Annotated in this window: 17 protein-coding genes; 1 reads left to right on the forward strand and 16 read right to left on the reverse strand. The window is 68.4% G+C overall.

All coding sequences use genetic code 11. From position 1 onward, the window contains the following. Positions 1-40 precede the first annotated feature (40 nt). The 13 genes from pstS to AC07WJ_RS17670 all read right to left on the reverse strand — a co-directional run bounded on the left by pstS (position 41) and on the right by AC07WJ_RS17670 (position 15,850). On the reverse strand, positions 41-1,099 hold the full coding sequence (pstS, locus tag AC07WJ_RS17610; protein ID WP_494935918.1) for a phosphate ABC transporter substrate-binding protein PstS: 1,059 nt from the start codon (positions 1,097-1,099) through the stop codon (positions 41-43). A gap of 635 nt (positions 1,100-1,734) precedes the next feature. Then, on the reverse strand, positions 1,735-3,030 hold the full coding sequence (locus AC07WJ_RS17615) for an ABC transporter substrate-binding protein (RefSeq protein WP_494935919.1): 1,296 nt from the start codon (positions 3,028-3,030) through the stop codon (positions 1,735-1,737). 71 nt (positions 3,031-3,101) lie between these two features. Beyond that, positions 3,102-3,953: a carbohydrate ABC transporter permease gene (locus tag AC07WJ_RS17620; RefSeq protein ID WP_494935920.1), complete on the reverse strand. Its 852-nt coding sequence runs from the start codon at positions 3,951-3,953 to the stop codon at positions 3,102-3,104. Positions 3,954-3,960: 7 nt separating this feature from the next. Next, on the reverse strand, positions 3,961-4,893 hold the full coding sequence (locus AC07WJ_RS17625; RefSeq protein WP_494935921.1) for a carbohydrate ABC transporter permease: 933 nt from the start codon (positions 4,891-4,893) through the stop codon (positions 3,961-3,963). After that, entirely contained in the window at positions 4,886-6,031 is a 1,146-nt protein-coding gene (locus tag AC07WJ_RS17630) for an ABC transporter ATP-binding protein (protein WP_494935922.1), read from the reverse strand. The genes AC07WJ_RS17625 and AC07WJ_RS17630 overlap by 8 nt, the downstream gene beginning before the upstream one ends. A 194-nt stretch (positions 6,032-6,225) precedes the next feature. Then, positions 6,226-7,398, reverse strand: a complete 1,173-nt coding sequence (locus AC07WJ_RS17635; RefSeq protein WP_494935923.1) for a M20 family metallopeptidase — start codon at positions 7,396-7,398, stop codon at positions 6,226-6,228. A 248-nt stretch (positions 7,399-7,646) separates the two neighbouring features. Further along, complete coding sequence (locus tag AC07WJ_RS17640; protein WP_494935924.1) at positions 7,647-8,327, reverse strand: TetR/AcrR family transcriptional regulator; 681 nt, start codon at positions 8,325-8,327, stop codon at positions 7,647-7,649. 192 nt (positions 8,328-8,519) lie between these two features. Continuing rightward, on the reverse strand, positions 8,520-9,302 hold the full coding sequence (locus AC07WJ_RS17645; protein ID WP_494935925.1) for a creatininase family protein: 783 nt from the start codon (positions 9,300-9,302) through the stop codon (positions 8,520-8,522). 106 nt (positions 9,303-9,408) lie between these two features. Then, the gene (locus tag AC07WJ_RS17650; protein WP_494935926.1) at positions 9,409-10,812 is read right to left on the reverse strand and encodes an amidase family protein; all 1,404 of its coding nucleotides are present in this window, start codon (positions 10,810-10,812) and stop codon (positions 9,409-9,411) included. A 42-nt stretch (positions 10,813-10,854) separates the two neighbouring features. Then, positions 10,855-12,504 carry a long-chain-fatty-acid--CoA ligase gene (locus AC07WJ_RS17655; RefSeq protein WP_494935927.1) on the reverse strand — a complete coding sequence of 550 codons (1,650 nt, stop codon included), beginning with the start codon at positions 12,502-12,504 and terminating at the stop codon, positions 10,855-10,857. 57 nt (positions 12,505-12,561) lie between these two features. After that, entirely contained in the window at positions 12,562-13,509 is a 948-nt protein-coding gene (locus tag AC07WJ_RS17660; RefSeq protein ID WP_494935928.1) for an alpha/beta fold hydrolase, read from the reverse strand. Positions 13,510-13,635: 126 nt separating this feature from the next. Further along, positions 13,636-14,934: an MFS transporter gene (locus AC07WJ_RS17665; RefSeq protein ID WP_494935929.1), complete on the reverse strand. Its 1,299-nt coding sequence runs from the start codon at positions 14,932-14,934 to the stop codon at positions 13,636-13,638. A gap of 130 nt (positions 14,935-15,064) precedes the next feature. After that, positions 15,065-15,850 carry a nuclear transport factor 2 family protein gene (locus AC07WJ_RS17670; protein WP_494935930.1) on the reverse strand — a complete coding sequence of 262 codons (786 nt, stop codon included), beginning with the start codon at positions 15,848-15,850 and terminating at the stop codon, positions 15,065-15,067. Between the two features lie 500 nt (positions 15,851-16,350). Here AC07WJ_RS17670 and AC07WJ_RS17675 point away from each other — a divergent pair, with 500 nt between their 5' ends. Then, positions 16,351-17,187, forward strand: a complete 837-nt coding sequence (locus tag AC07WJ_RS17675) for a phosphodiesterase (RefSeq protein WP_494935931.1) — start codon at positions 16,351-16,353, stop codon at positions 17,185-17,187. Between the two features lie 27 nt (positions 17,188-17,214). Here AC07WJ_RS17675 and AC07WJ_RS17680 read toward each other — a convergent pair whose 3' ends face one another. The 3 genes from AC07WJ_RS17680 to AC07WJ_RS17690 are packed head-to-tail and all read right to left on the reverse strand — an operon-like array spanning position 17,215 to position 20,653. Further along, positions 17,215-18,834, reverse strand: coding sequence for a dipeptide ABC transporter ATP-binding protein (locus tag AC07WJ_RS17680; RefSeq protein ID WP_494935932.1), 1,620 nt, complete (start codon positions 18,832-18,834; stop codon positions 17,215-17,217). Continuing rightward, entirely contained in the window at positions 18,831-19,739 is a 909-nt protein-coding gene (locus tag AC07WJ_RS17685) for an ABC transporter permease (protein WP_494935933.1), read from the reverse strand. The genes AC07WJ_RS17680 and AC07WJ_RS17685 overlap by 4 nt, the downstream gene beginning before the upstream one ends. Then, positions 19,736-20,653 (reverse strand): ABC transporter permease, encoded by a 918-nt coding sequence (locus AC07WJ_RS17690; protein ID WP_494935934.1) that lies wholly within the window; start codon positions 20,651-20,653, stop codon positions 19,736-19,738. Before AC07WJ_RS17690 ends, AC07WJ_RS17685 begins: the two co-directional genes overlap by 4 nt. Positions 20,654-20,675 lie beyond the last annotated feature (22 nt).

The raw sequence follows: 20,675 nt of genomic DNA on the forward strand, positions 1-20,675 counted from the left end.
CCCCCCCCCCCCCCCCCCCCCCCCCCCACGGCAATGGGTGTTACTGGCTCGAAGCGGCCCAGACCGGCTGGCCCTGGGCGTTCAGCACGTTGGCCCAGGCGGCCTTGACGCGGGTGACGACGGCGGCCGGCAGCGGGATGTAGTGCAGGCGCTCGGCGATCTGGCCGCCATCGGCTGCGAACGACCAGGAGAAGAAGTCGAGCGCGGCCTTGGCGCGGGCGGCGTCACGCGGGTCGCGCGGGAACAGGATGTAGGTCGGGCTGACGATCGGCCAGCTGAGCGCACCCGGCTTGTTGATCATCGAGGCGGCGAGGTCGCGGGCGTTTTCCCAGTCGGCGGCAGCGGCCGCGGCCTGGAAGTTCGGGGTGGTCGGCTCGACGAACTGGCCGGCGGCGTTCTGCAGCTGGGTGGTGGTCAGGCTGTTTTCGGCGGCGAAGGCATATTCGACATAGCCGATCGCACCCTTGGTGTTGCGCACGGCGCCGGCGACGCCGTCATTGCCGCGCGCGCCGGCACCGGTGCGCCACTGCACCGAGGTGGCGGCGCTGACTTCCGCCTTCCACTTGGCGCTGGCTTCCGACAGGTAGCTGGTGGTGACGAAGGTGGTGCCCGAAGCGTCCGAGCGATAGATCGGCTGGATCGCCAGGTTCGGCAGGGAGACGCCGGGATTGGCCGCCACGATGCGCGGATCGTTCCAGGTCTTGATGGTGCCGAGATAGATGTCGGCGACGATCTCGCCGGTCAGCTTGAGCTGGTTCTTGTTGATGCCGTCGAGATTGACGATGAACACCACCGCGCCGATCACGGCCGGGAACTGCACCAGCTTCTGCTGGGTCAGGCGGTCGCTGGGCACCGGCGCGTCGGAGGCGCCGAAATCGACCGTGCGGTTCTGAATCTGGTTGATGCCGCCGCCGGAGCCGATGGCCTGGTAGTTGAGGGTGTTGTTGGTCGCCTGCTTGTAGGCGGCGGCCCAGGCGGCATAGACCGGGGCCGGGAAGGTGGCGCCAGCGCCGGTGAATTCGACGCCCTGAGCGGCTGCCGGCTGGGCGAGGAGTGTGGCCGCGACCAAAGCCGCCGCCGCTGAAATCCGCTTGAACATGGTGAATACCTCAAGTGTCGAAAGATTGAGCGATCTGCTCGCACACGTCTGGCGACACTCGATGACAGGTGTGTGACGATCGTGACAAAACCCGCAAATGGCTGACGGCGAGCGACGAATGGGGAGTGGGGAATAGCGAAGAGGGCAAGCACGGCCCGATGAAGAGGGCGGCGAGGTCCGGGTGGTTGCGTCAATGGGTCACGTGTCTCGCCGGCGCAAATGAAGGGCCGGCCCTTGTCAGACCCTCACCCAGCGGCGGCCGCCGCATGAGGGGCGCGTCGACGCTGTGGGCGCATTCCGGGTCGATGCAGATCGTCGTGGCCGGGCTTGGCACTTCGTCTTGCCCGGGCTTGTCCCGGGCATCCACGTCTTGCTCCCGACCAGGGCAATTCGTCGAAGGCCGGGACAAGCCCGGCCAAGACGACCATGGTCCTTTGGAGATGTGTACTGGGTCGACCGGCCTATGGCGCGCCGTCGTTCAGCACGCCCTGGACCGAGCTCGCTCCATCGCCTGCGACAGAGCAAGGTGTTGACACCTTGACCATGGCCTGACGTCCAAAAGCCTGTTTGAAATGACATGGCCGGAGCCTGGTGGGCTCCGGCCGGTTGCCTGTCGGTGCCTGGAGAGCAGTTGATCACACCCGCGGAATCAGCCGGCCGACCTCGCGCGCCATGTCGCGCAGCACCTCTTCGGGGCTCGCCTTCTGCTCGGCGATGCGGGCGAGATTGTCGACCATGATCTGGGTGACGCGCACCGAGTTCTGGCCGGGAAAGGCGTACCACGGGATCATCAGGTGAACCTGCCGGGTGGCGGCCTGGAACAGCGGATTGGCGCGGTAGAACTCGCCGAGATAGCCGGGATCGTCGATCGCCAGCTGGTTGCACGGCACATAGCCGGTGTTGCGGGCCATGATCGCGGTGCCCTCGGCGGAGGAGGCGAATTTCATGAATTCCCAGGCCGCCGCCTGGCGCGCCGGATCCTTGGCGGTCATCATCATGCCGGCGCCGCCGGTCGGCAGGCGGCCTTTGACCGGGTCGATCACCGGCAAGGTCGTGGTCCTGAGCTCGAAATTCCTGCCGACCATGCCGGAAACCTGGCGAACCTGGGCGGTGGTGCGGAACATGGTGCCCAGCTTGCCGGCGCCGAAGGCCTGGAGATCGGCGGTCGCGGTGGCGGAGGCGCCGAAATTCGGCATCTTGCCGTCCTTCACCATGCGGTCGAGCAGCTTGAGCGCGGCGAGGCCCTCCGGCCCGTCGAAGGCGACCTTGGTCTCGTCCGCCGTCAGCATGCGGCCGCCATGGCCGTAGAGCAGGGCGGAGAACATCCAGTCGTCGCCCGGCCAGCGGAAGAACATGCCCTCGTTGCCGTCGCCGAGCGCGTGGATCCTGGCCGACAGCGCGATCACCTCGTCCCAGTTGGTCGGGAACGCGGCGGCATCGGCGCCGACCCGCTTCAACAGATCGGCATTGAGATAGCTGATCGGGTTGGAGGTGGCGAAGGCGAGCCCGCATTGCACGCCGCCATGGAAACCGAGGCCGAGCAGCGGCGCGGAATAGCCGAGCTTGCCGGCATCGCCTTCGCGTTCGAGGAAGGGTTTCAGATTGGCGGCTATGCCGCGCTCGGAGAACAGGCGAAGCCGGTTGAGGCCCTGGAAGGAGACGTCGGGCAGGCCGCCGGTGGTGGCCTGGCGCAGGATCAGCTGGGCGCCGTCCTCATAGGTCGGGGTCGGGTTGACATAGGTGACCTTCACCTTGTCGCTCTTCTTGTTGAAGGCCTCGGCAATGGTCTCCTGGGCCTCCTTGAAGATCGGCGGCATGGAATAATGCGCGACGATTTCGAGGGTCTGGGCGCGTACCACATGGGGCATGGCGATGCTGGCGGCGCCGGCGATCAGGCCGAGCGTCGAGCGGCGGGTGAGGGTCTCGGACATGTCCTGGAAGCTCCTGATGGGGACGGTGGCAGGCCGGTCATCCGGCTCTTGTCGGTGTGGGCGGCAGGGCCTCAGCCCTTGAGGCCGGTCATGGTGATGCCCTCGACGAAGCGTCGCTGGGCGACAAGGAAGGCCGCGACCAGCGGGATGGTGGTCAGGGTTGCCGCCGCCATCAGCGCGCCGAAATCGTCGCCGGCCTCCTCGGTGCGGAAATAGATGACACCGAGCGCAGGCGTCGCGAGCTCGCCCTTGCCGGAGACAGCGATCAGCGGCCAGAACAGGTCGTTCCAATGGGCGACCACCGAGAAGATCGCGAAGGCGGTGGCGGCCGGCCAGGCATTGGGCAGCACGATGCGCCAGACGATCGACCATTCGCCGAGGCCGTCCATGCGGGCGGCCTGGATCAGTTCGTCCGGCATGGCGCGGAAGAACTGGCGGAACATGAAGATGGCGAAGACCGAGATGGTCGAGGGCGCGATCAGCGCGGCATAGCTGTTGAGCAGGCCGGCCTGGGCAAAGCCGATATAGAGCGGGATCGCCGGCACATGGGCCGGGATCAAGAGGCCGAGCATGACGAAGGCGAACAGCGTGTCGCGGCCGCGGAAGCGCAGCTTGGCGAGCGCGTAGCCGGCGGGAATGGCGAAGGCGAGCTGGAACACCAGGATGCCGAAGCAGACGATGACGCCGTTGAGGAGATAGCGGCCGATCGGCACCTCGCGAAACACCCGGCCATAGTTCTTGGCGATGGCGAAATTCTCGGGGATCAGCGACATCGAGGCGCGCCAGACCTCGTCCATCGGTTTCAGCGAAACCGAGATCATCCAGAGATAGGGCATCAGGAAAAGAAGGCCGAGGATGCTCAGGAGGGCGAGCCTCGGCAGGTCGGCGATCAGGCTCCTGTCATGGACCGTGCGGGGTTTCATGGCCGGATCACCCGTAATGGACGCGGCGGTCGATGAGGCGGGTCTGCAGCAGCATCAGCACCATCACGGCGGCCAGGAAGACCACGGTGATCGCCGACGAATAGCCCATGCGGAAGAAGGTGAAGCCCTCGCTGTACATGGTGTAGAGCAGCACTTCGGAGGCCTTGTTCGGTCCGCCCTGGGTCAGCGTCGCGACAATGTCGAAGACGCGCAGCGAGCGGATCATGGTGATGGTCAGCACGAACAGGGTGGTCGGGCCGAGCAGGGGCCAGGTCACGGTGACGAAACGCGACCAGGCGGAGCGGACGCCGTCGATCTCGGCCGCCGCATAGAGGTCGCGCGGGATGGCGGTGAGGCCGGCCAGGAACAGCACCATGTTGAAGCCGACCTGTTCCCAGACGCCGATGATGGACAGCGTCCACATCACGCTGTCGGAGGAGCCGAGCCAGTTGGGACCGGCGACGCCGATCAGGCGCAGGACCGCATTCACCGGGCCGATGGTCGGGTGGAACATGTATTGAAAGGCGGTCGCCATGGCGACCATCAGCGAAACGACCGGCAGGAAGAACACCGCCCGGAACAAGGCCCGACCGCGCGTGCCGCCCTCGATCAGCATGGCGAGGCCGAGGCCGCCGAACAGTGAGACCGGCGTGGTGACGGCAACGAAGAAGGCGGTGTTGCGGAACGAGGTGACGAAACCGCGGTCGTCGAGCAGTTCGGCGAAATTGGCCAGCCCGACGAAGCGAAGCGTGCGGGCGCCGAGTTCGTAATCGGTGAAGGCGATGGCGACGACCGCGCCGGTCGGGATCAGCAGCATCAGCACGAAGGCAACGATGGCCGGCAGCGACAGGAGCCAGGCGGCGAGGCTTTCGCCGGCGCCGGCACGTTCGGCGCGCGGCGCGGGCAGGGCGGAGGCCTGGGGCAAAGCGAGATCAGACAAGGGCCTGCACCGCCTGATGTTCCGCGCCGAGCGACAGCCGGCGGCCGTCATCGCCGAAGGCGAGCAGCCGGGCGGCGGGCAGGGCGAGGCCGGCCGTCCGGCCACGATCCTGCGCGGCCCAGGTTTCCGGCGACAGCCGGGCGATCAGCTCGGTGCCGGTCTGCGGTTCGCGGAGATAGACCAGCACCTCGGCGCCGAGGAATTCGACATGGCGGATGTCGCAGGCGATGCCGTCGGCCTGCAGCGCGACGTGCTCGGGGCGGATGCCGATGCTGACTTTGCCCTTGCCACTGGCGACCACCACGCCGGCGCGCCGGCCGGCGAAACTCAGCGCGCCGCGGCCGTCGGCCTCGGCGGGTAGCACGTTGATGCGCGGCGAGCCGATGAAGCTCGCGACCTCGATGGTTGCCGGCTGCTCATAGACCTCGCGCGGCGTGCCGAATTGCAGCACCGTGCCGCCGAGCATGACCGCGACCCGGTCGGACATGGTCATGGCCTCGGCCTGGTCGTGGGTGACATAGACGGTGGTGACGCCGACGCGGCGGTGCAGATCGACCAGTTCCTTGCGCATGTCGTGGCGCAGTGCCGCGTCGAGGTTCGACAGGGGCTCGTCCATCAGGAAGGCCTTGGGATGGCGCACGATGGCCCGGCCGAGCGCGACGCGCTGGCGCTGGCCGCCGGACAATTGGCCGGGGCGGCGCTGCATCAGGTGGCCGATCGACAGGAGCCGCGCCGCCTCGCGCACCTCGGCCAGGATCGCTTGGCGGCGCCGATCGGTGCCGGGCACCAGGCGGCCGACGAGCGGCGCCCGCTCGAACGGGCCGAGCCGGCGCATGACCAGCGGCAGCGCGATGTTCTGCTCCACCGTCATATGCGGATAGAGCGCGTAGTTCTGGAACACCATGGCGACGTCGCGGTCGGCGGCGCGCCGTCCGCTGACATCGGCTCCGCCGATCGAGACCTGGCCCCGATCGGCGGTCTCGAGCCCGGCAATGATGCGCAGAAGCGTGGTCTTGCCGCAGCCGGAGGGGCCGACCAGCGAGACGAACTCGCCCGATGCGAAGGACAGACTGACCCCGCCGAGCACGCGGGTCGCGCCGAACGACTTCTCGATCCGGTCGAGAATGATACCGGCCATGGCTGTGGAACTCCGAGGATCGGGTTCCGGTTACGCGGCACGGGCGACAGTTGGATGACGGGGGGAGGGGCGAATGGCGAATAGCGATTGGGGCGGCGAGGGCGGCGCCCCCTGTCCCGCAGGCGGGCGAGGGTTGACGCGCACCAAGCGTGTCGTTTCCTCGCTACTCGCTACTCGCTACTCGCCCCTGACGTTCAGAGCGTCGCCTGCGCCGCTGCCACCCGCGTCCGGAAGGCGCCGTCGGCCAGCATGTCGATCGCGGTCATGGCGAGCGCCTTGGCGCCGTCGATGACGGCCTGGTCGCCCCGTTCGGAGCCGGCCCAGCGGGTGAACTCGGGCGTATGGATGATCACCTCGGCCGGCGCCGCCGCGATCAGCGCATGAAGCACCGGCACGCGCTGGCTGACATTGCCCATGTCGGCGCCGCCGACCGGCAGCTGGAGATAGTCGGTGAAGTCCCGCCCGAGCCGGCCGGCATTGGTTTCGAAGGCATCGGCGAGCGGCAGGTTGACCTTCATCGGCTGATAGTCGGCGTCCGACCAGGCGATCCGTGCTTCGCAGCCGGTCGCCGTGGCGCCGGCCTGCAGGCAGGCCTCGACGCGCCGCTTGAGCGCAGCCAGATCCTCGATCGTCGCGGCGCGGGCAAAGTAATGCGCCTTTGTCGACACGGTGAAGACATTGGGCACGTCGCCGCCATCGGTGATCACGCCGTGAACATGCTCGCCACGCTTCAGATGCTGACGCAGGTTGGCGATCGCCTGATAGGACATGACCACCGCGTCGAGGGCGTTGCGGGCCTGTTCGGGCGCCAGAGCGGCGTGGCCGGACTGGCCGACATATTCGACATGGACCTCGCCGAGGCACAGGGTGCGGAACGCCTTGGCGTTGACCCAGGCCGGATGCACCATCATGGCGGCGTCCAGGCCGTCAAAGGCGCCGTTGCGCGCCATGATCTCCTTGCCGCAGCCGCGTTCCTCGGCCGGGGTGCCGATATAGCGCACACGACCGGGCAGGGCGGCCGGCATGGCCTTCAAGGCCAGCGCCGCGCCCAGGCCGATGGCCGCGATGATGTTGTGGCCGCAGCCATGGCCGATCCCCGGCAAGGCGTCATATTCGGAGAGAACGGCGATCGCCGGCCCGCCGGCATTGCCGAACTCGGCGGCAAAAGCGGTGTCGAGGCCATAGGCCCGGCGCTCCACCGCCATGCCGGCCTCTTCGGCGATGCCGGCGAGCATGGCGCAGGCCCTGTGTTCCTGGAAAGCCAGTTCAGGCTGGGCGTGAATCGCGCGGCTCACGGCGATCAGGCGGTCGGCGACGGCATCGACCTGGTCACAGGCCTGCTGCTTCAGCATTTCGAGATCCGACATGGACAGTCCTCCCGGAAGGTTCTGTTGGGGTTGGCGATGGGCAAGAGCGTGCGGCGGGACTTCAGGTCGCCGGCCGCTTCATCCTCGACCGGCACTATTAATGAGTGACCGTCAGTCAGTCAATTGATGAATTGCGGGCGGAAGCGGTTGCCTCAAGGTGTCGGCGTGGACGTGAGCCTTCGCCGGGCGGCTGCGGAACCGGTCGGTGGACTGCGCCGGGCAAGGCAGCGGGGCGCCAAGCGATCTGGTCAGCTGCTCCGCCTGGCCTTCCCGGCCGTCGCCGCGGTCGTGCTCTTCGGCGCGGTCGCGGTGGCGGGGAGCGATGGCGCGCGCGAGAATGTCAGGCGCGCCAGTTCGCCGGCGGCGCGCGTGCGCGCCTCGGCGCGCAAAGGCTTGCCGCTGGCGATGGCATCGTGCAGCGAGGTGCCGATGCCGTGGTAGAGAATCTCGACCATCAACTCGGGTTCGTCGGCGTGAAGCTCGCCGGCGGCGATGCCCCGCCGAACCGCGGCCGCGATGGCGGAGATGAACTTCTGCGTCATCGCCCGGCGCTCGTCGCTGTGCGTGGCGTAGAACACGGTGCGGTGCAGGCCGGCATTGGCCAGGACATATTCGGTCAGCGCTTCGAAGACCGCGACCAGCCGGTCCAGATGCGAGCCGTGGTCGCGCGCCAGGATGTCCTCGCCGATCCTCAGGTAGCGGTCGATATAGCGTTGCCAGAGCATGTCGGCGGCATGCTCCTTGGAGGTGAAATAGAGGTAGAAGGTTCCCTTGGAAACGCCGGCCTTTTCCGTGATGTCCTCGACCTTGGCGCCGCTGACGCCCTGTTCGCCGAAGATCGCGGCGGCGGCGGCGAGCAGGTCGTCGAGCCGCTCCTCCTGCGGTTTCGCCACGCGCTTGCGCTTCAGGGCCATCTGCTTGTCGACCACCGGCCTTCTCCGATCCCGCACCGCCGCGGACAGGTCGCCGCGAGGACATTCGACTGACTAACCGAAAGTCGGCGGCTTGTCGCATATTCGTTCGGCGGTGCCGGGCCGGTGGCCGGATCTTTCCGGGCGCGACGCCCCGAGCCGGCCGGGAGACCGTCCCGGCCGGCAGGGCGTCGCGACCGATCGCGTCGCCTATTTCGGCTGGGGCCGGCCAGCCGGCCATTCCCGACGAATGCCGCGCATCATCGCGCCGGCGAGCGCATCGAGATGCAGCTTGCCGCGCTCGGCATCGGCCCGGCGCGGATCGCCGAGAATGCCGGTGCCATGGGTCACGACATCGATGCCCTGGCGGTCCTGCAGCAAGCGCTTCACGGCATCCGACATATTGCCGACGAAGCCCTCTACCGTCCGGTCCATGTGGACGAGCTCCGGCGTGAGCACCAGCATGATGGAGGTCTCCCATTCGCCGGCATGGCCGCCGCTTTCTCCCTTGCCGATGCCGAATTTGGCCGAAACGGCGTGACAGGGATCCAGGACGTCGAGGTCGAAATCCTTCATGGGCGCAATGACGGTGGCGCCTTCGATATCGGCGCAGTCCCTGGCGGCATCGTCGAGCGGCTTGAAGTTGCCGCCATGGGTGCCGAGCAGGATGATCTGCTTGAAGCCGTGGCGCGCCAGGCATCGGGCATATTCGCCGGCCATGCGCTGGATGGTTTCGTGGCTCACCGTCATGGTGCCGGCGAAAGGCATGTGATGCTCGGCGCAGCCGACGCTGACGGTCGGCACGAGAAAGGCGTCGAGCTGATCGGCCAAGCGCCGGCCGAAGGCGTCGCCCAGCATGGCGTCGGTGCCGATGGGCAGGTGGGCGGAATGCTGTTCGAGCGAGCCGAACGGACAGACGACGGTGTCATGGCCTTCGTCGATTGCCTTGCGCACCTCCGGTGCGGTCATTTTCGCCAGTTCAAAGACAGACATGGGTCGGTTTCCTCGGGGTTGGTCCGTCGCGTGGACATCGCGACGGGATGGGATGGCCGCGCGGCCGACCGCGCGGAATGGATGCCTCGATATGACTAGTGGACAGTCAATGACGCGACGTGGGGCGTGGCAGGCGTGGTGCGAGAGCCTGGAAGCCGGCGGCGATGTCGAGCAGGTCACCGTCGCTGCCGGCGAGACCATCGAACATCAGGCCGACCGGCAGGCCGGAGGCGGTCAGTCCGGCCGGCACGGAAATGCTGGGCATGCCGGCGACCGATGTCGGATCGGTGTTGCGCATGTAGGTGGCAAGCGTCGGCACGTCCTGGCCGTTGAGCTTCACGGTCTCGTCCTGGCCGGCCGGCCGGGCGGGGATGGCGGTGGTCGGCAGGACCAGCGCGTCGAGATCGTCCCTGGCGAAGCAGTCGCGATAGGCCTGCTGGACCGCCGGGCGGCCGCGCGCGAGAATGTCGTTATAGGCACTTGTCGGCAGGCTCTCGCCCCAGATCTCGGCCTCGAGCCAGCCGCGCTCGACCGTGCTCGCCATCTGGTCGACGATCTCCCAGGCCTGCACCGGACAGCGGCCGCGGGCGAGATAGACCGAGATATCGCGCAGGGTCTCGTAGAAGATCAGCCCGAGCGTGATCGGGCCGACCAGCGCGCCGATATCCCTGACTTCGGTTTCCACCAGGATCGCGCCGGCGTCGCCGAGCCGTCCGAGCGCGGCCTCGATGACGGCCTGTGTCTCCCGGTCCAGCGCCTCGTAGAAGTAAGGGCGCGGCACGCCGAGCCGGCGGCCCTTCAGGCCGGACTTTTTCGCCACCGCCGGACGGCCGGCGACGATGCCGTCGATGCGCTGGGTGTCGGCGACCGTGTGGGCGAATATCCCGATCGTGTCGCGGGTCAGCGACAGCGGGATCACGCCATCGGTCGGATAGCGCCCGACGGTGGGACGAAACCCGACGCAGCCGCAGAGCGAGGCGGGCACACGGTTCGAGCCCGCGGTATCCGAACCGAGGCTCGCCGGCACGATGCCGGCGGCGACCGCCGCGGCGCTGCCGCCGCTGCTGCCGCCGGCGATCAGGCTGATGTCATAGGGGTTGAGCACGGGGCCGAAGGTCGGGTTGTTGGAGGTCATGCCGGCGGCGAGTTCATGCAGGTTGGCCTTGCCGATGACGATGGCGCCCGCCGCCTTCAGGCGCGCCACGGCGGTTGCGTCGGTCGCCGGCCGCCAGTCGCGCAGCGCCGGGGTTCCGCCGGTGCAGGGAAAGCCGACGGCGTCGGTATTGTCCTTCACCGCGATCGGAAGGCCGGCGAGCGGTCCGTCCGCGGCCGCCGCGATCTCCGCGTCGGGGATCGCATCGGCGATCGAGATGAAGGCATTGAGCGAGCGCGCCGCGCGGGCCCGCCGAATGGCGGCGTCGACGACGTCACGCGCCGACGTCCGGCCTGCCCGGATCGCCGCGATGATATCGGCGACGCTGTCGAAGGCGCCTGATGACGATGGGGTCATGGGTGATTTCCTCTTTCGTTTATTGGTCTGTGGTCCGGAGGGTCAGCTCGGCTCGGGCTGAAGCGCCTGATGCCCGGCAAACCGCTCGCGCAGCCTGGTCTTCTGGATCTTGCCGGTGGCGGTGTGGGGAATGTCGTCGACGAAGACGACGTCGTCGGGCATCCACCACTTGGCGATATGTGGTGCCATGTGGGCCAGGATGTCGTCCGCCGACGCGGATCGCCCCTCGTGCAGACGGGCGATCAGCAAGGGCCGCTCCTGCCATTTCGGATGGGGCATGGCGATGACGGCGGCCTCCGCGACCGCCGGATGGCTCGACGCCACGCCTTCGAGCTCGATCGAGGAAATCCATTCGCCGCCGGACTTGATGACGTCCTTCATGCGGTCGGTGATTTCGAGATCACCGGCGGGATCGATCGTCGCGATGTCGCCGGTCTCGAAGAAGCCGTCGGCATCGAGCAGCGGCGCGTCGTGGCGGAAATAGCCCGAGGTGACCCAGGGGCCGCGGACCAGCAGCCGGCCGGCGGCACGGCCGTCGCGGGGGAGCGCCTGCCCATCGGCGTCGACGATCTTCATGGTGACGCCGAACACGGCTCGCCCTTGCTTGGCGAGACGCCGGCGCCGTTCGTTTTCGTCGGCCAGCTCGCCCTTGCGCGGCACGCGGCCGATGCTGCCGAGCGGACTGAGCTCGGTCATGCCCCAGGCGAGAATGACGTCGCAGCCGAGGAGGTCCTGAAGGCCGTCGATGAGCGCGGCGGGAGCCGCGGCGCCGCCGATGATGACACGCCGCAGCTTGAGCTCGTCGCGCGGCCGGAGCTGCGGATTGTTTTTGACATGGTCGATGAGACCCATCCAAACCGTCGGCACGCCGAAGGCCATGGTGCAGGACTGGCTGCGCATCAGGTCGTAGATGCTGGCGCCATCGAGCCTGGGGCCCGGGAGCACGAGCGTCGCCCCGTTCAGGGCACAGACATAAGGCAGGCCCCAGGCGTTGACGTGGAACAGCGGGACCACCGCGAGCACGACGTCGTCCCGGCCGACGTCGAAGCCGCCGGGTCCGCCGGCGCTCAGCGCATGCAGTACCGTCGAGCGATGCGCATAGAGGACGCCCTTGGGGGCGCCCGTCGTCCCGGAGGTGTAGCAGAGCCCGGACGCGGTGCGGTCGTCGAGGAGCGGCCAGGCAAAGTCTCCGGTTCGGCCCGCCAGCAAATGCTCATAGGTCTGCCGGACGAAGGCGTCGCCGGCCGTCGGTTCGGCGGCATCGTCCGCCATCTCGACGAAATGGCGGATGCCCGGCAGGCCGGGGGCGAGTTCGGCGACCAAGGCCGCGAAACCCGGATCGAAGAACAGGCAGACGCTCTCCGCATGGTTCAGAATGAAGCCGATCTGCTGCGGGAACAGGCGCGGGTTGACGGTATGGATCACCGCGCCGATGCCGGAGACCGCGTAATAGAGCTCCATGTGGCGGTGGTCGTTCCAGGCGAGCGTCGCGACCCGGTCGCCAGGCCTGACGCCGAGCGCGATCAGGGCCTCGGCCAGCGCCCGTGCGCGCGTCGCCAGCGCGCCGTAGCCGAAGGACCGGATACGGCCCTCGGCGTCGCGCGACACGACCTGTCGATCGGCATGCGTCTCGGCTGCATGTTCGATCAGTGATGAGATGAGGAGCGGCTGCTCCTGCATGAGTCCAAGCATGGTGTCCTCGGGAAGGCTGTTCTGGAATGTCGGGTGACGAGGCGGGGGGCGGTGCCCTCAGCCGGCAGCCGACCGCAGAAACGGCAGCAGGGTGCCGAGGAAGAGGTCCGGATCCTCGTAGGGCGGCAGGTGGGCGGCCTCGAGCACGCGGTATTCGGCATGGGGCATCACCGGCCTGATGCGGTCCATGATGGCGACCGGCGTGGTGCCGTCGCGACGTCCCCACAGGACGAGGGTCCTGGTCCGGTTCGCGGCGACGGCCCGGTAGGAGGCCTCGGCCGTGTGGATCGGCATCTCGCGGATCGAGGAGAGCACCGAACGCTTGTAACCCTTGACCGCGAAGGACTCGCCGATGCGCCGGGTGAGATCGGCGACCACGGCCGGGTCGTCGGAATAGGTCGGCATGCGCTGCAGCAGCAGGTCGTTGCCGACGAGGTCGAACAGATAGTCGCCGAGCCCGGGCGTGAGCGTCAGGCCGAGGCCCGGCGAGACATTGGTGCCCATGCCGTCAGGGCAAAGGAGCGTGAGGGAGGCGACCTTGGCGGGGGCCTGTTCGGCGTAGAGCAGGCCGACGAGAGCGCCGAATGCGATCGAGACGACGTGGAAGGGCGCCCGGATCGCCAGCGCCTCGGTGAGCTCGGTGATCTGGGCGTTGAAAAAGGCGGGGTCCTGCGGATCGAACGGACAATCGGAACAGCCCCGGCCGTAATAGTTGAAGCGCAGAACCCGGAACCCCGCGGCCGCGAGCGGCGCCATGACGGGATCCCAGACCCACATGGGCAATGTCGCGCCCGACAGCAGGACGACGACCGGTCCATCGTCCGGGCCGATCAGTTCGTAGTGAATGGCGCCGCGCGACAGGCTGACCGTGCTTGCCTTCGCGTTCCGGCGAATCTCGTCGGTCATCGCGACCGTCTCGGAATTCCGTATCGCGCGGATCTCGGCGAAGGCTGCGGCGAACAGGTCGAGAATGTTGCGCGATGCGGCCGCGGTTTCGATGGTCATGGCGGGTTGTCCTTGTTGCGTCCCACCGCGGCGGCCTCGCCGGCCGCCGGGGTATTCATCTCATGACTGATCGTCAGTCAAATCCGGAGCGTGAGCTGCTTGTCATTGTGGCCCGCGGTGGGGAGGTCAGGTCATGTCGTCGAAGGCCGTCTCGCGCATCCTGAACACGACCACGGCGGTGATCGCGGCCGCCGCCATGGCATAGAAGGCTGGCGCGAGCGGCGTGTTGAACGTTGCGATCAGATAGGTGCCCAGGAACGGCGCGAAGCCGCCGAAAATGGTGATCGAAAAGGCCACGCCGATCGCCACCACGGTCGAGCGGACCTTGGCCGGGGCAGCCTCGGCGCAGGCGGCCGAGATCGGCCCGCCGGCGAAGCCGAGCAGGGCGGCCATGACGATTTCGGCCAGCAGGGCCAGGGCGAACTGGCCCGAGCCGACCATCAGGAACAGCGGGTAGGTGAGAAGCACATAGCCGATGCTCGAGATCAGCAGCAGCGGCCGCCGGCCCCAGCGATCGGACAAAGCGCCGGCGAGGAAGCAGAAGACCATGTAGGACACCAGGCCCGCGCTGGTGATGAGCAGGGCATCGGCGCGGCTCAGCCGGCTGACCAGGCCGAGATAGGTCGGCATGAAGGTCAGCACGATGTAGAAGCCGACAGCGAGCTGCAGGACCATGGCGAAGACCAGAAGCGTGTTGCGGCGATAGGTGGTGGCGACCGCCCGCAGCGGGGTCACCGCCTTGGCCGCATGCAATTCGAGCTTCTCGAAGACCGGCGTGTCGGGCAGGCGCAGGCGCAGGTAGATGCCGACGACCGCGGGCAGGGCGCCGAGAATGAAGGGAATGCGCCATCCCCAGTCCTTCAAGGCCTCGGCGGACATGCTGGCGGTGAGCGCATAAGCGAAGAGCGCACCGAGCAGCAGGCCAAGGCCATTGCCGATCTGCTGCCAGCTGCCGATGACGCCGCGTTTTCCCTTCGAGGCGAACTCGACCAGGAAGGGAATGGCGCCGCCATATTCGCCGCCGGCGGAAAGGCCTTGCAGCAGCCGGGCGCAGACCAGGCCGACGGTCGCCCACACGCCGAGCGTCTCGTAGGTTGGCAGCAGCCCGATCGCCAGGGTCGACAGACCCATGAGGATGGAGATCGCGGCGAGGCTCGCCCGGCGTCCCGCGCGATCGCCATAGATGCCGAACAGGACAGCGCCGAGCGGGCGCGTGACGAAGCCGGCGCCGAAGGCGGCAAAGGCGAACAGGATCGAGAGAACCTCGGTCTTGGCCGGAAAGAACAGGGAGGAAATGACCGGGACCAGGAAGGCATAGACCGCGAAGTCATACCATTCCAGGACATTGCCGACCGATCCGGCGACGATCGCGCGGGTTCGTGACGGCTGCTCGACGACACCTGTCGAATGGATTGCGACGCTCATTCCCCTCTCCTCATTGTTGGTCCGCCGATGCAGGCTGGTTTCCGTTCACGATAATGACTGGTGGTCAGTCAATGTCAATGCGTGCCGCGGGTCCGATGCGTCCGAGGTTGCCCGGACCCGCCGAAGCGCGTCAGGCCGCGCGGCTCGCCCAGGCGCCGTCGACCCTCGCCGCCAGGGTGCGGAAGATCGGATGGTCGGAATAGATCCGGTTCTCGACGACCCGGCCTTCCGAGACCAGGATCCGATCGACGCCGGTGCAATGGAAAGGGCCCTCGGCGCCGGTTCCCGTGCCGCTCCAGCGAATGAAGGTGCTGTCGCCGGCAGTGGCGTGCTCCTCCATGGTCAGCCGGAGATCCGGCACCAGCGCCAATAGGTGCAGGATATAGTCGCGATAGTCGTTGACGCCGCGCACCGGCGCGCTGCGGTGCGGCCAATGGGCCGTCACATCGGGCCGGACGACGGTCGGGACGCGGCGGCGCGCCACCTCGGGGTCCGGATTGGCCCAGAACGCCGCCCAGCTTGCGGCCGACCAGGCCGGTTTGGCGGCGTCGGGCGTGTGCGGCAGGATGTCGAAGAAGCTGACGGCGGCCTCCAGCCTGCCGTCCGGCGACAGTGTGCCGATATCGGTTCCTCGCGCCACCACCGTGCCGTCGGCCTGCGTCAGGGCCCAGGGCAGGCGAAGATAGGCGCCGACGAGATCGGCCGGGCCGGTCGACCGCAAGACATGGCCGGCAAAGCGCTGCTGGACCGCGGCGAGCGCCGCATCGATCCGATCATGTCCACGGCCTTCGGCGACCGGGCCGATGAAATGGGCATCCGGCAGCCAGATCTCGGCGACCAGCCGTCGCCGCGCGACGGCATCGGCCTCGTTCCACATGGCGATATAGCGATCGGCGAATTCGGCGGTGGTTGTCATGCGCGTGTCCTCGAGGCTGAAGGCACGAACTATGAGGCGGCGGCGCGCGGTCTCCCATTACCAGGGAGGTCAAGTGCGTATTGGCGAGGAGCGAATGGCGAATGGGGCGGCGCCGGCGGCGCACCGACCCTCGCCCACGTCTCCGTGCGAAAGGGGGGGCCGGAGGACCCGCGCGGGGTGGTTACGTCGGTGCTATCGGCGCGTTTCCCCTGGAAATGATGGGTCGGCCCTCTTCAGGCCCTCATCCGGCGCCTGCATGGCGCCGAGCGAACGCGAGACGCGTTCGCGTCTCGTGATGCGGCGCCACCCTCTCCCGCAAGCGGGCGAGGGTTTACGCGCGACGTGGTTGCGGCACACTCGCCACTCGCCACTCGCCACTCGCCACTCGCCACTCGCCACTCGCCACTCGCCACTCGCCACTCGCCACTCGCCGTTCACCCCCGTCGTCGTTCTGTCACGACCTGGGACTAGGCCGGCGGCATCATTTGCGAGAGCCGATCATGCTGATTGCCCATCTGACCGATCTCCACGTTCGCCCCGTCGGCCTGCCGGCCTATCGCACGGCCGAGACCAACATGCTCACCGAGAGGGCGATCGAGGCCGTGCTGGCGCTCGATCCGCGTCCCGACGTGGTGGTGATCTCCGGCGACCTGACCGATAACGGGCTGGTCGCCGAATATGAAAACCTCCGGCACCTGCTGTCCCGACTGCCCATGCCGGTCTGGTTGATCCCGGGCAATCACGACCGGCGCGAGAACCTGAAGACCGTGCTGGCCGATTTTCCAGGTCTCGCGCAGCACGACAAATACGCCCAGTGGAGCACCGATCTCGGTCCGCTCCGCGTTATCGGCCTGGATACGGTCATCCCGGGGTCGGGGGCCGGGCGGCTCTGTCCGCGGCGGCTGGAATGGCTCGCCGCGCGGCTGGCCGAGGACCAGGCGAAACCGACCATCGTGGTCATGCACCACCCGCCGTTTGCCTGCGGGCTGCAGCTCATGGACAATATCATGCTGGTCGAGGGTGCCGAGGAATTCGGTGCGATCATCCGGGCCAACAGCCAGGTCATCCGCATTCTCTGCGGCCATCATCACCGGCCGATCCAGGCCCTGTTCGCCGGCACTCTGGCGATGATCGCGCCGAGCGTCGCCCATCAGGTCGTGCTCGACATGCGCGAGGGCGCCCGGCCGGCCTTCAATTTCGAACCGGCCGCCTTCCACCTGCATTACTGGAGCGAGGCTGCCGGGCTGGTGAGCCATACCGCCTATGTCGAGAAGGCCGCCGGGCCCTATCCGTTCCTGCCGGACGCCGATTATCCCGGGCGCGACCGCGCGCATTGAGGCGGCGCGGCCACGGCCCGGCGCAGCTCAGGCGGCGGCGGGCGTGGTGTCCGGCCCGGCCGTCGTCCCGGCGCCGGCGACACTGGCCATCAACCGGCGTGCATAGGCGCCTTGCGGGTGGTCGACGACACGGGCCGCCGGCCCATGATCGACGACCTGGCCACGATGCATCACCGCGATGTCGTCGGAGATCCACCGGACGACCTCGATATCGTGGCCGATGAACAGCATGGCGAAGCCGAGCTGCCGCTGCAGGCGCTTCAGGGTGGCCAGCACCTGGGCCTGAATGGTCGCATCGAGGGCCGAGACGATCTCGTCGCAGATCAGCAGGTCGGGTTTGCTCAGCAGCGCCCGGGCGATGCAGACGCGTTGCCGCTGGCCGCCCGAGAGCTGATGCGGATAGCATGCGAGGTGTTCGGCGCCGAGCCCGACGGCCTCGAGCATCCCGGCAATGCTGCCGGCGTGCGCGGCGGGCGAACCGATGTTCAGAAGCTGGAGCGGTTCGCGCATGGCCGCCGCGACGGTGCGGCGTGGGTTGAGCGCGCCAAAGGGGTTCTGGAAAACGATCTGGCAGCGCGGCCGGAGCTGCGGGGGCATGTGGAACCGGTGGGCGGCGAGCGAGGTGCCGAACAGCGTGACGTCGCCGGAGGCGCCCTGGATCAGCCCTGCGACGATGCCGGCAAGGGTGCTCTTGCCCGAACCGGATTCGCCCAGGATGCCCAGCGTTTTCCCGGCGGCGAGCGCCAGCGATACGCCCTCGATCGCCCGAAAGCGGCTGCCGAACAGCCGGCGGGCCGGATAGTCGTAGCCGAGATCGGCGATCGCCATGACGATCGAGCCCTCAGCGGTATCGGGGGCCGGCGGGCGCGAAAGCATCTGGCGGACCGAGACCAGGCTCTGCGTATAGGGATGCTCGGGACAGGCGAGCACCCGGCTGGCCGGTCCCTGTTCGACGGCGCGGCCGGCCTGCAGCACGACGACGCCGTGGGCGAGCCGGGCGGCGGCGGCGAGATCATGGGTGATGAACAGCATGGCCATGCCGAATTTCGCCTGGAGCCGCTGCAGCAGCGCCAGGATCTCGGCCTGGACGCTGGCGTCGAGCGCGCTGGTCGGCTCGTCGGCGATCAGCAGCTTCGGTTCGGCCGCCAGCGCCATGGCCAGCATGACGCGCTGCTGCTGGCCGCCGGAGAGCTCGTGTGGGTAGCGCCGCAGGATCCTGGCCGGGTCGGCGAGCTCGACGGCGTCGAGCAGGGCCGTGGCGCGGGCCCGGCGCGCGGCGGTGCCGGCCGGTTCGGTGCGGCGCACGGCTTCATCGATCTGGCCGCCGACGGTCATGGTTGGATTGAGGCAGCTCATCGGGTCCTGGAAGACCATGGCCATGGCGCGGCCGCGCAGCGGCCGCATGGCCTTTTCGTCGCCGAACGGCAGCACCACCCCGTCGAGCACGATACGGCTCGTCGGCGCGACCGTGAGGCCCTCCGGCAAAAGGCCCATGACCGCGGCGGCGGTGGAGGATTTGCCCGACCCGGACTCGCCGATCAGCGCCAGCGTCTGGCCGGCCTGGACCACGAAGCTCAGCCGGTCGACGATGACCCGCTCGGCGGAGCGGATGACGAGGTCGTGGACGGCGAGGACCTCGGTGCTCATTGGACCCTCGGATCGATCAGGCGGTGCATCACGTCGACCACGGTGTTGATGGCGACCAGGGCGACGGCGACGGTCGTCACCGCCGCGAGGATGACCGGATAGTCGCGGCCATAGACGGCGTTGAGCATCAGGCTGCCGACGCCGGGCAGGCCGAACAGCACTTCCATGGTGAGGGTGCCGGAGACGAGGCCGGCCAGCACCAGTCCGGTCAGGGCGAGCAGGACGGGAGCGGCGGCCGGCAGCACATGGGCCGTGGCGATGCGCCAGGGCGAGAGCCCCTTGGCGCGGGCGGTGCGGACATGGGGCAGCGCCACCGCCTCCTTCAGCTCCTCGCGCAGCGGCTTGACGATCTGCCCGGCATTGTCGAGGCCGATGATGATGACCGGCAGGACCAGGCTGCCGATCACCGGCAGCCAGCCGAGCCAGAGCGAGAACAGCATGATGCCGGCGACGCCGGCGCAGAAGGTGGGCACCGCGATCGACCAGAGATTGAGTGCGTCGACGGCAGCCTCGGCGAGGCGGGAGCGAACCGCGGTGGCGAAGACGGCAATGGCGAGCGCCAGCCCGATGCCGATGAGGAAACTGCCGGAGGCCAGCCGGAAGGTGACCGGCAGCGCATGGGCGAGCATGTCGGCCACCGGCCGTCCGAAGCGGAGCGACTCGCCGAAATCGCCCGACAGCGCCTTGGCCGACCAGTCGACGAACTGGCGCGGCAGCGACCGGTCGAGGCCGAGCGCCTGACGCATCTCGATCTGCTGGGCTTCGGTCAGGCCGCCCTCGAGGCCAAGCACGTCGACGACATCGCCGGGCATCACACGGCACAGGAAAAAGGTCAGGGCGACGATGGCGCAGGCTTGCGCCAGTCCGCGCAGGACGGCGAGGCCGACGGGCAGGAGGCGGTTCATGACGGTCTTGCTCCGGCGCCGAGCGCCAGGCCGTCGGCCGGCACGGGTTCGGCGGGCGCGACCCGGCCGGTCTCGGCGCGAGTCGGATCGAGCCGGCGGCGCACGGCATCGCCCGCCACCGACAGGCTGAGGGTGATGAGCAGCAGGGCCGCCATGGGCGCCAGGATCGCGTGCGGCGCCTGTTCGATGAAGCGGCTGGCATCGGCGATCATGCGGCCCCAGGTCGGCGCATCCGGCGACGAGCCGAGGCCGAGGAAGCTGAGCACCGATTCCGTGACGATCGAGCGCGGCAGGATGATCGCGACCTGGGTGACCAGCGTGCCGGCGAGATTGGGCAGGATGTGGTGGCTCAGGAGATGCAGCCGGCCGCCGCCGAAGCTGCGGGCCGCCCTGACATAGTCGCGGGCCGCCTCGCGGCGATAGGCGGCGCGCGCGACATAGGCGACCAGCGGCGCAAAGGACAAACCGAGCGCCACGATCACCGGCAGCGGCCCGCTGCCGAGCGCCACCACCAGGAGCAATGCCAGGAGCGTGCCGGGCAGGGCCCGAATGAGATCGATGAACGAGAACAGCAAGGTTTCCGTGACGCGGCCGAAGGCCATGGACAGCAGGCCGAGGCCGGCGCCGAGCGCGAAGGCGAACAGCGTGCCGAGGGCGCCGATGACCAGGGTGGTGCGGGCACCGAAAAGCAGGCGCGCATAGACGTCGCGGCCGAGATTGTCGGTGCCGAGCAGATGCTCGGCGTCCGGTCCGCGGTTGATCGCAAGCAGGTCCTGGTCGAGCGGCGACTGGATCGCCAGCAGCGGCGCAGCCAGCGCCGCCGCCACGACGACGGCTATGACCAGGCAAGCGAGGACCAGCGCCGTTCCGGGCCGTCGCCTTGCCTGCCGCTTCGGTGTGGTCGCCGTCGCCATCGCCGCGTCCATTCGTCCCTGA

The organism is Phreatobacter sp. GW821-FHT04C01, assembly GCF_059420385.1.

What these genes read in the sequence shown, in the direction of transcription:
- AC07WJ_RS17645 (WP_494935925.1), bottom strand. Translation starts at nt 9,302, where the DNA reads ATGTCTGTCTTTGAACTGGCGAAAATGACCGCACCGGAGGTGCGCAAG.
- AC07WJ_RS17620 (WP_494935920.1), bottom strand. Translation starts at nt 3,953, where the DNA reads ATGAAACCCCGCACGGTCCATGACAGGAGCCTGATCGCCGACCTGCCG.
- AC07WJ_RS17665 (WP_494935929.1), bottom strand. Translation starts at nt 14,934, where the DNA reads ATGAGCGTCGCAATCCATTCGACAGGTGTCGTCGAGCAGCCGTCACGA.
- AC07WJ_RS17655 (WP_494935927.1), bottom strand. Translation starts at nt 12,504, where the DNA reads ATGCTTGGACTCATGCAGGAGCAGCCGCTCCTCATCTCATCACTGATC.
- AC07WJ_RS17615 (WP_494935919.1), bottom strand. Translation starts at nt 3,030, where the DNA reads ATGTCCGAGACCCTCACCCGCCGCTCGACGCTCGGCCTGATCGCCGGC.
- AC07WJ_RS17635 (WP_494935923.1), bottom strand. Translation starts at nt 7,398, where the DNA reads ATGTCGGATCTCGAAATGCTGAAGCAGCAGGCCTGTGACCAGGTCGAT.
- AC07WJ_RS17670 (WP_494935930.1), bottom strand. Translation starts at nt 15,850, where the DNA reads ATGACAACCACCGCCGAATTCGCCGATCGCTATATCGCCATGTGGAAC.
- pstS (WP_494935918.1), bottom strand. Translation starts at nt 1,099, where the DNA reads ATGTTCAAGCGGATTTCAGCGGCGGCGGCTTTGGTCGCGGCCACACTC.
- AC07WJ_RS17650 (WP_494935926.1), bottom strand. Translation starts at nt 10,812, where the DNA reads ATGACCCCATCGTCATCAGGCGCCTTCGACAGCGTCGCCGATATCATC.
- AC07WJ_RS17680 (WP_494935932.1), bottom strand. Translation starts at nt 18,834, where the DNA reads ATGAGCACCGAGGTCCTCGCCGTCCACGACCTCGTCATCCGCTCCGCC.
- AC07WJ_RS17660 (WP_494935928.1), bottom strand. Translation starts at nt 13,509, where the DNA reads ATGACCATCGAAACCGCGGCCGCATCGCGCAACATTCTCGACCTGTTC.
- AC07WJ_RS17685 (WP_494935933.1), bottom strand. Translation starts at nt 19,739, where the DNA reads ATGAACCGCCTCCTGCCCGTCGGCCTCGCCGTCCTGCGCGGACTGGCG.
- AC07WJ_RS17690 (WP_494935934.1), bottom strand. Translation starts at nt 20,653, where the DNA reads ATGGCGACGGCGACCACACCGAAGCGGCAGGCAAGGCGACGGCCCGGA.
- AC07WJ_RS17675 (WP_494935931.1), top strand. Translation starts at nt 16,351, where the DNA reads ATGCTGATTGCCCATCTGACCGATCTCCACGTTCGCCCCGTCGGCCTG.
- AC07WJ_RS17630 (WP_494935922.1), bottom strand. Translation starts at nt 6,031, where the DNA reads ATGGCCGGTATCATTCTCGACCGGATCGAGAAGTCGTTCGGCGCGACC.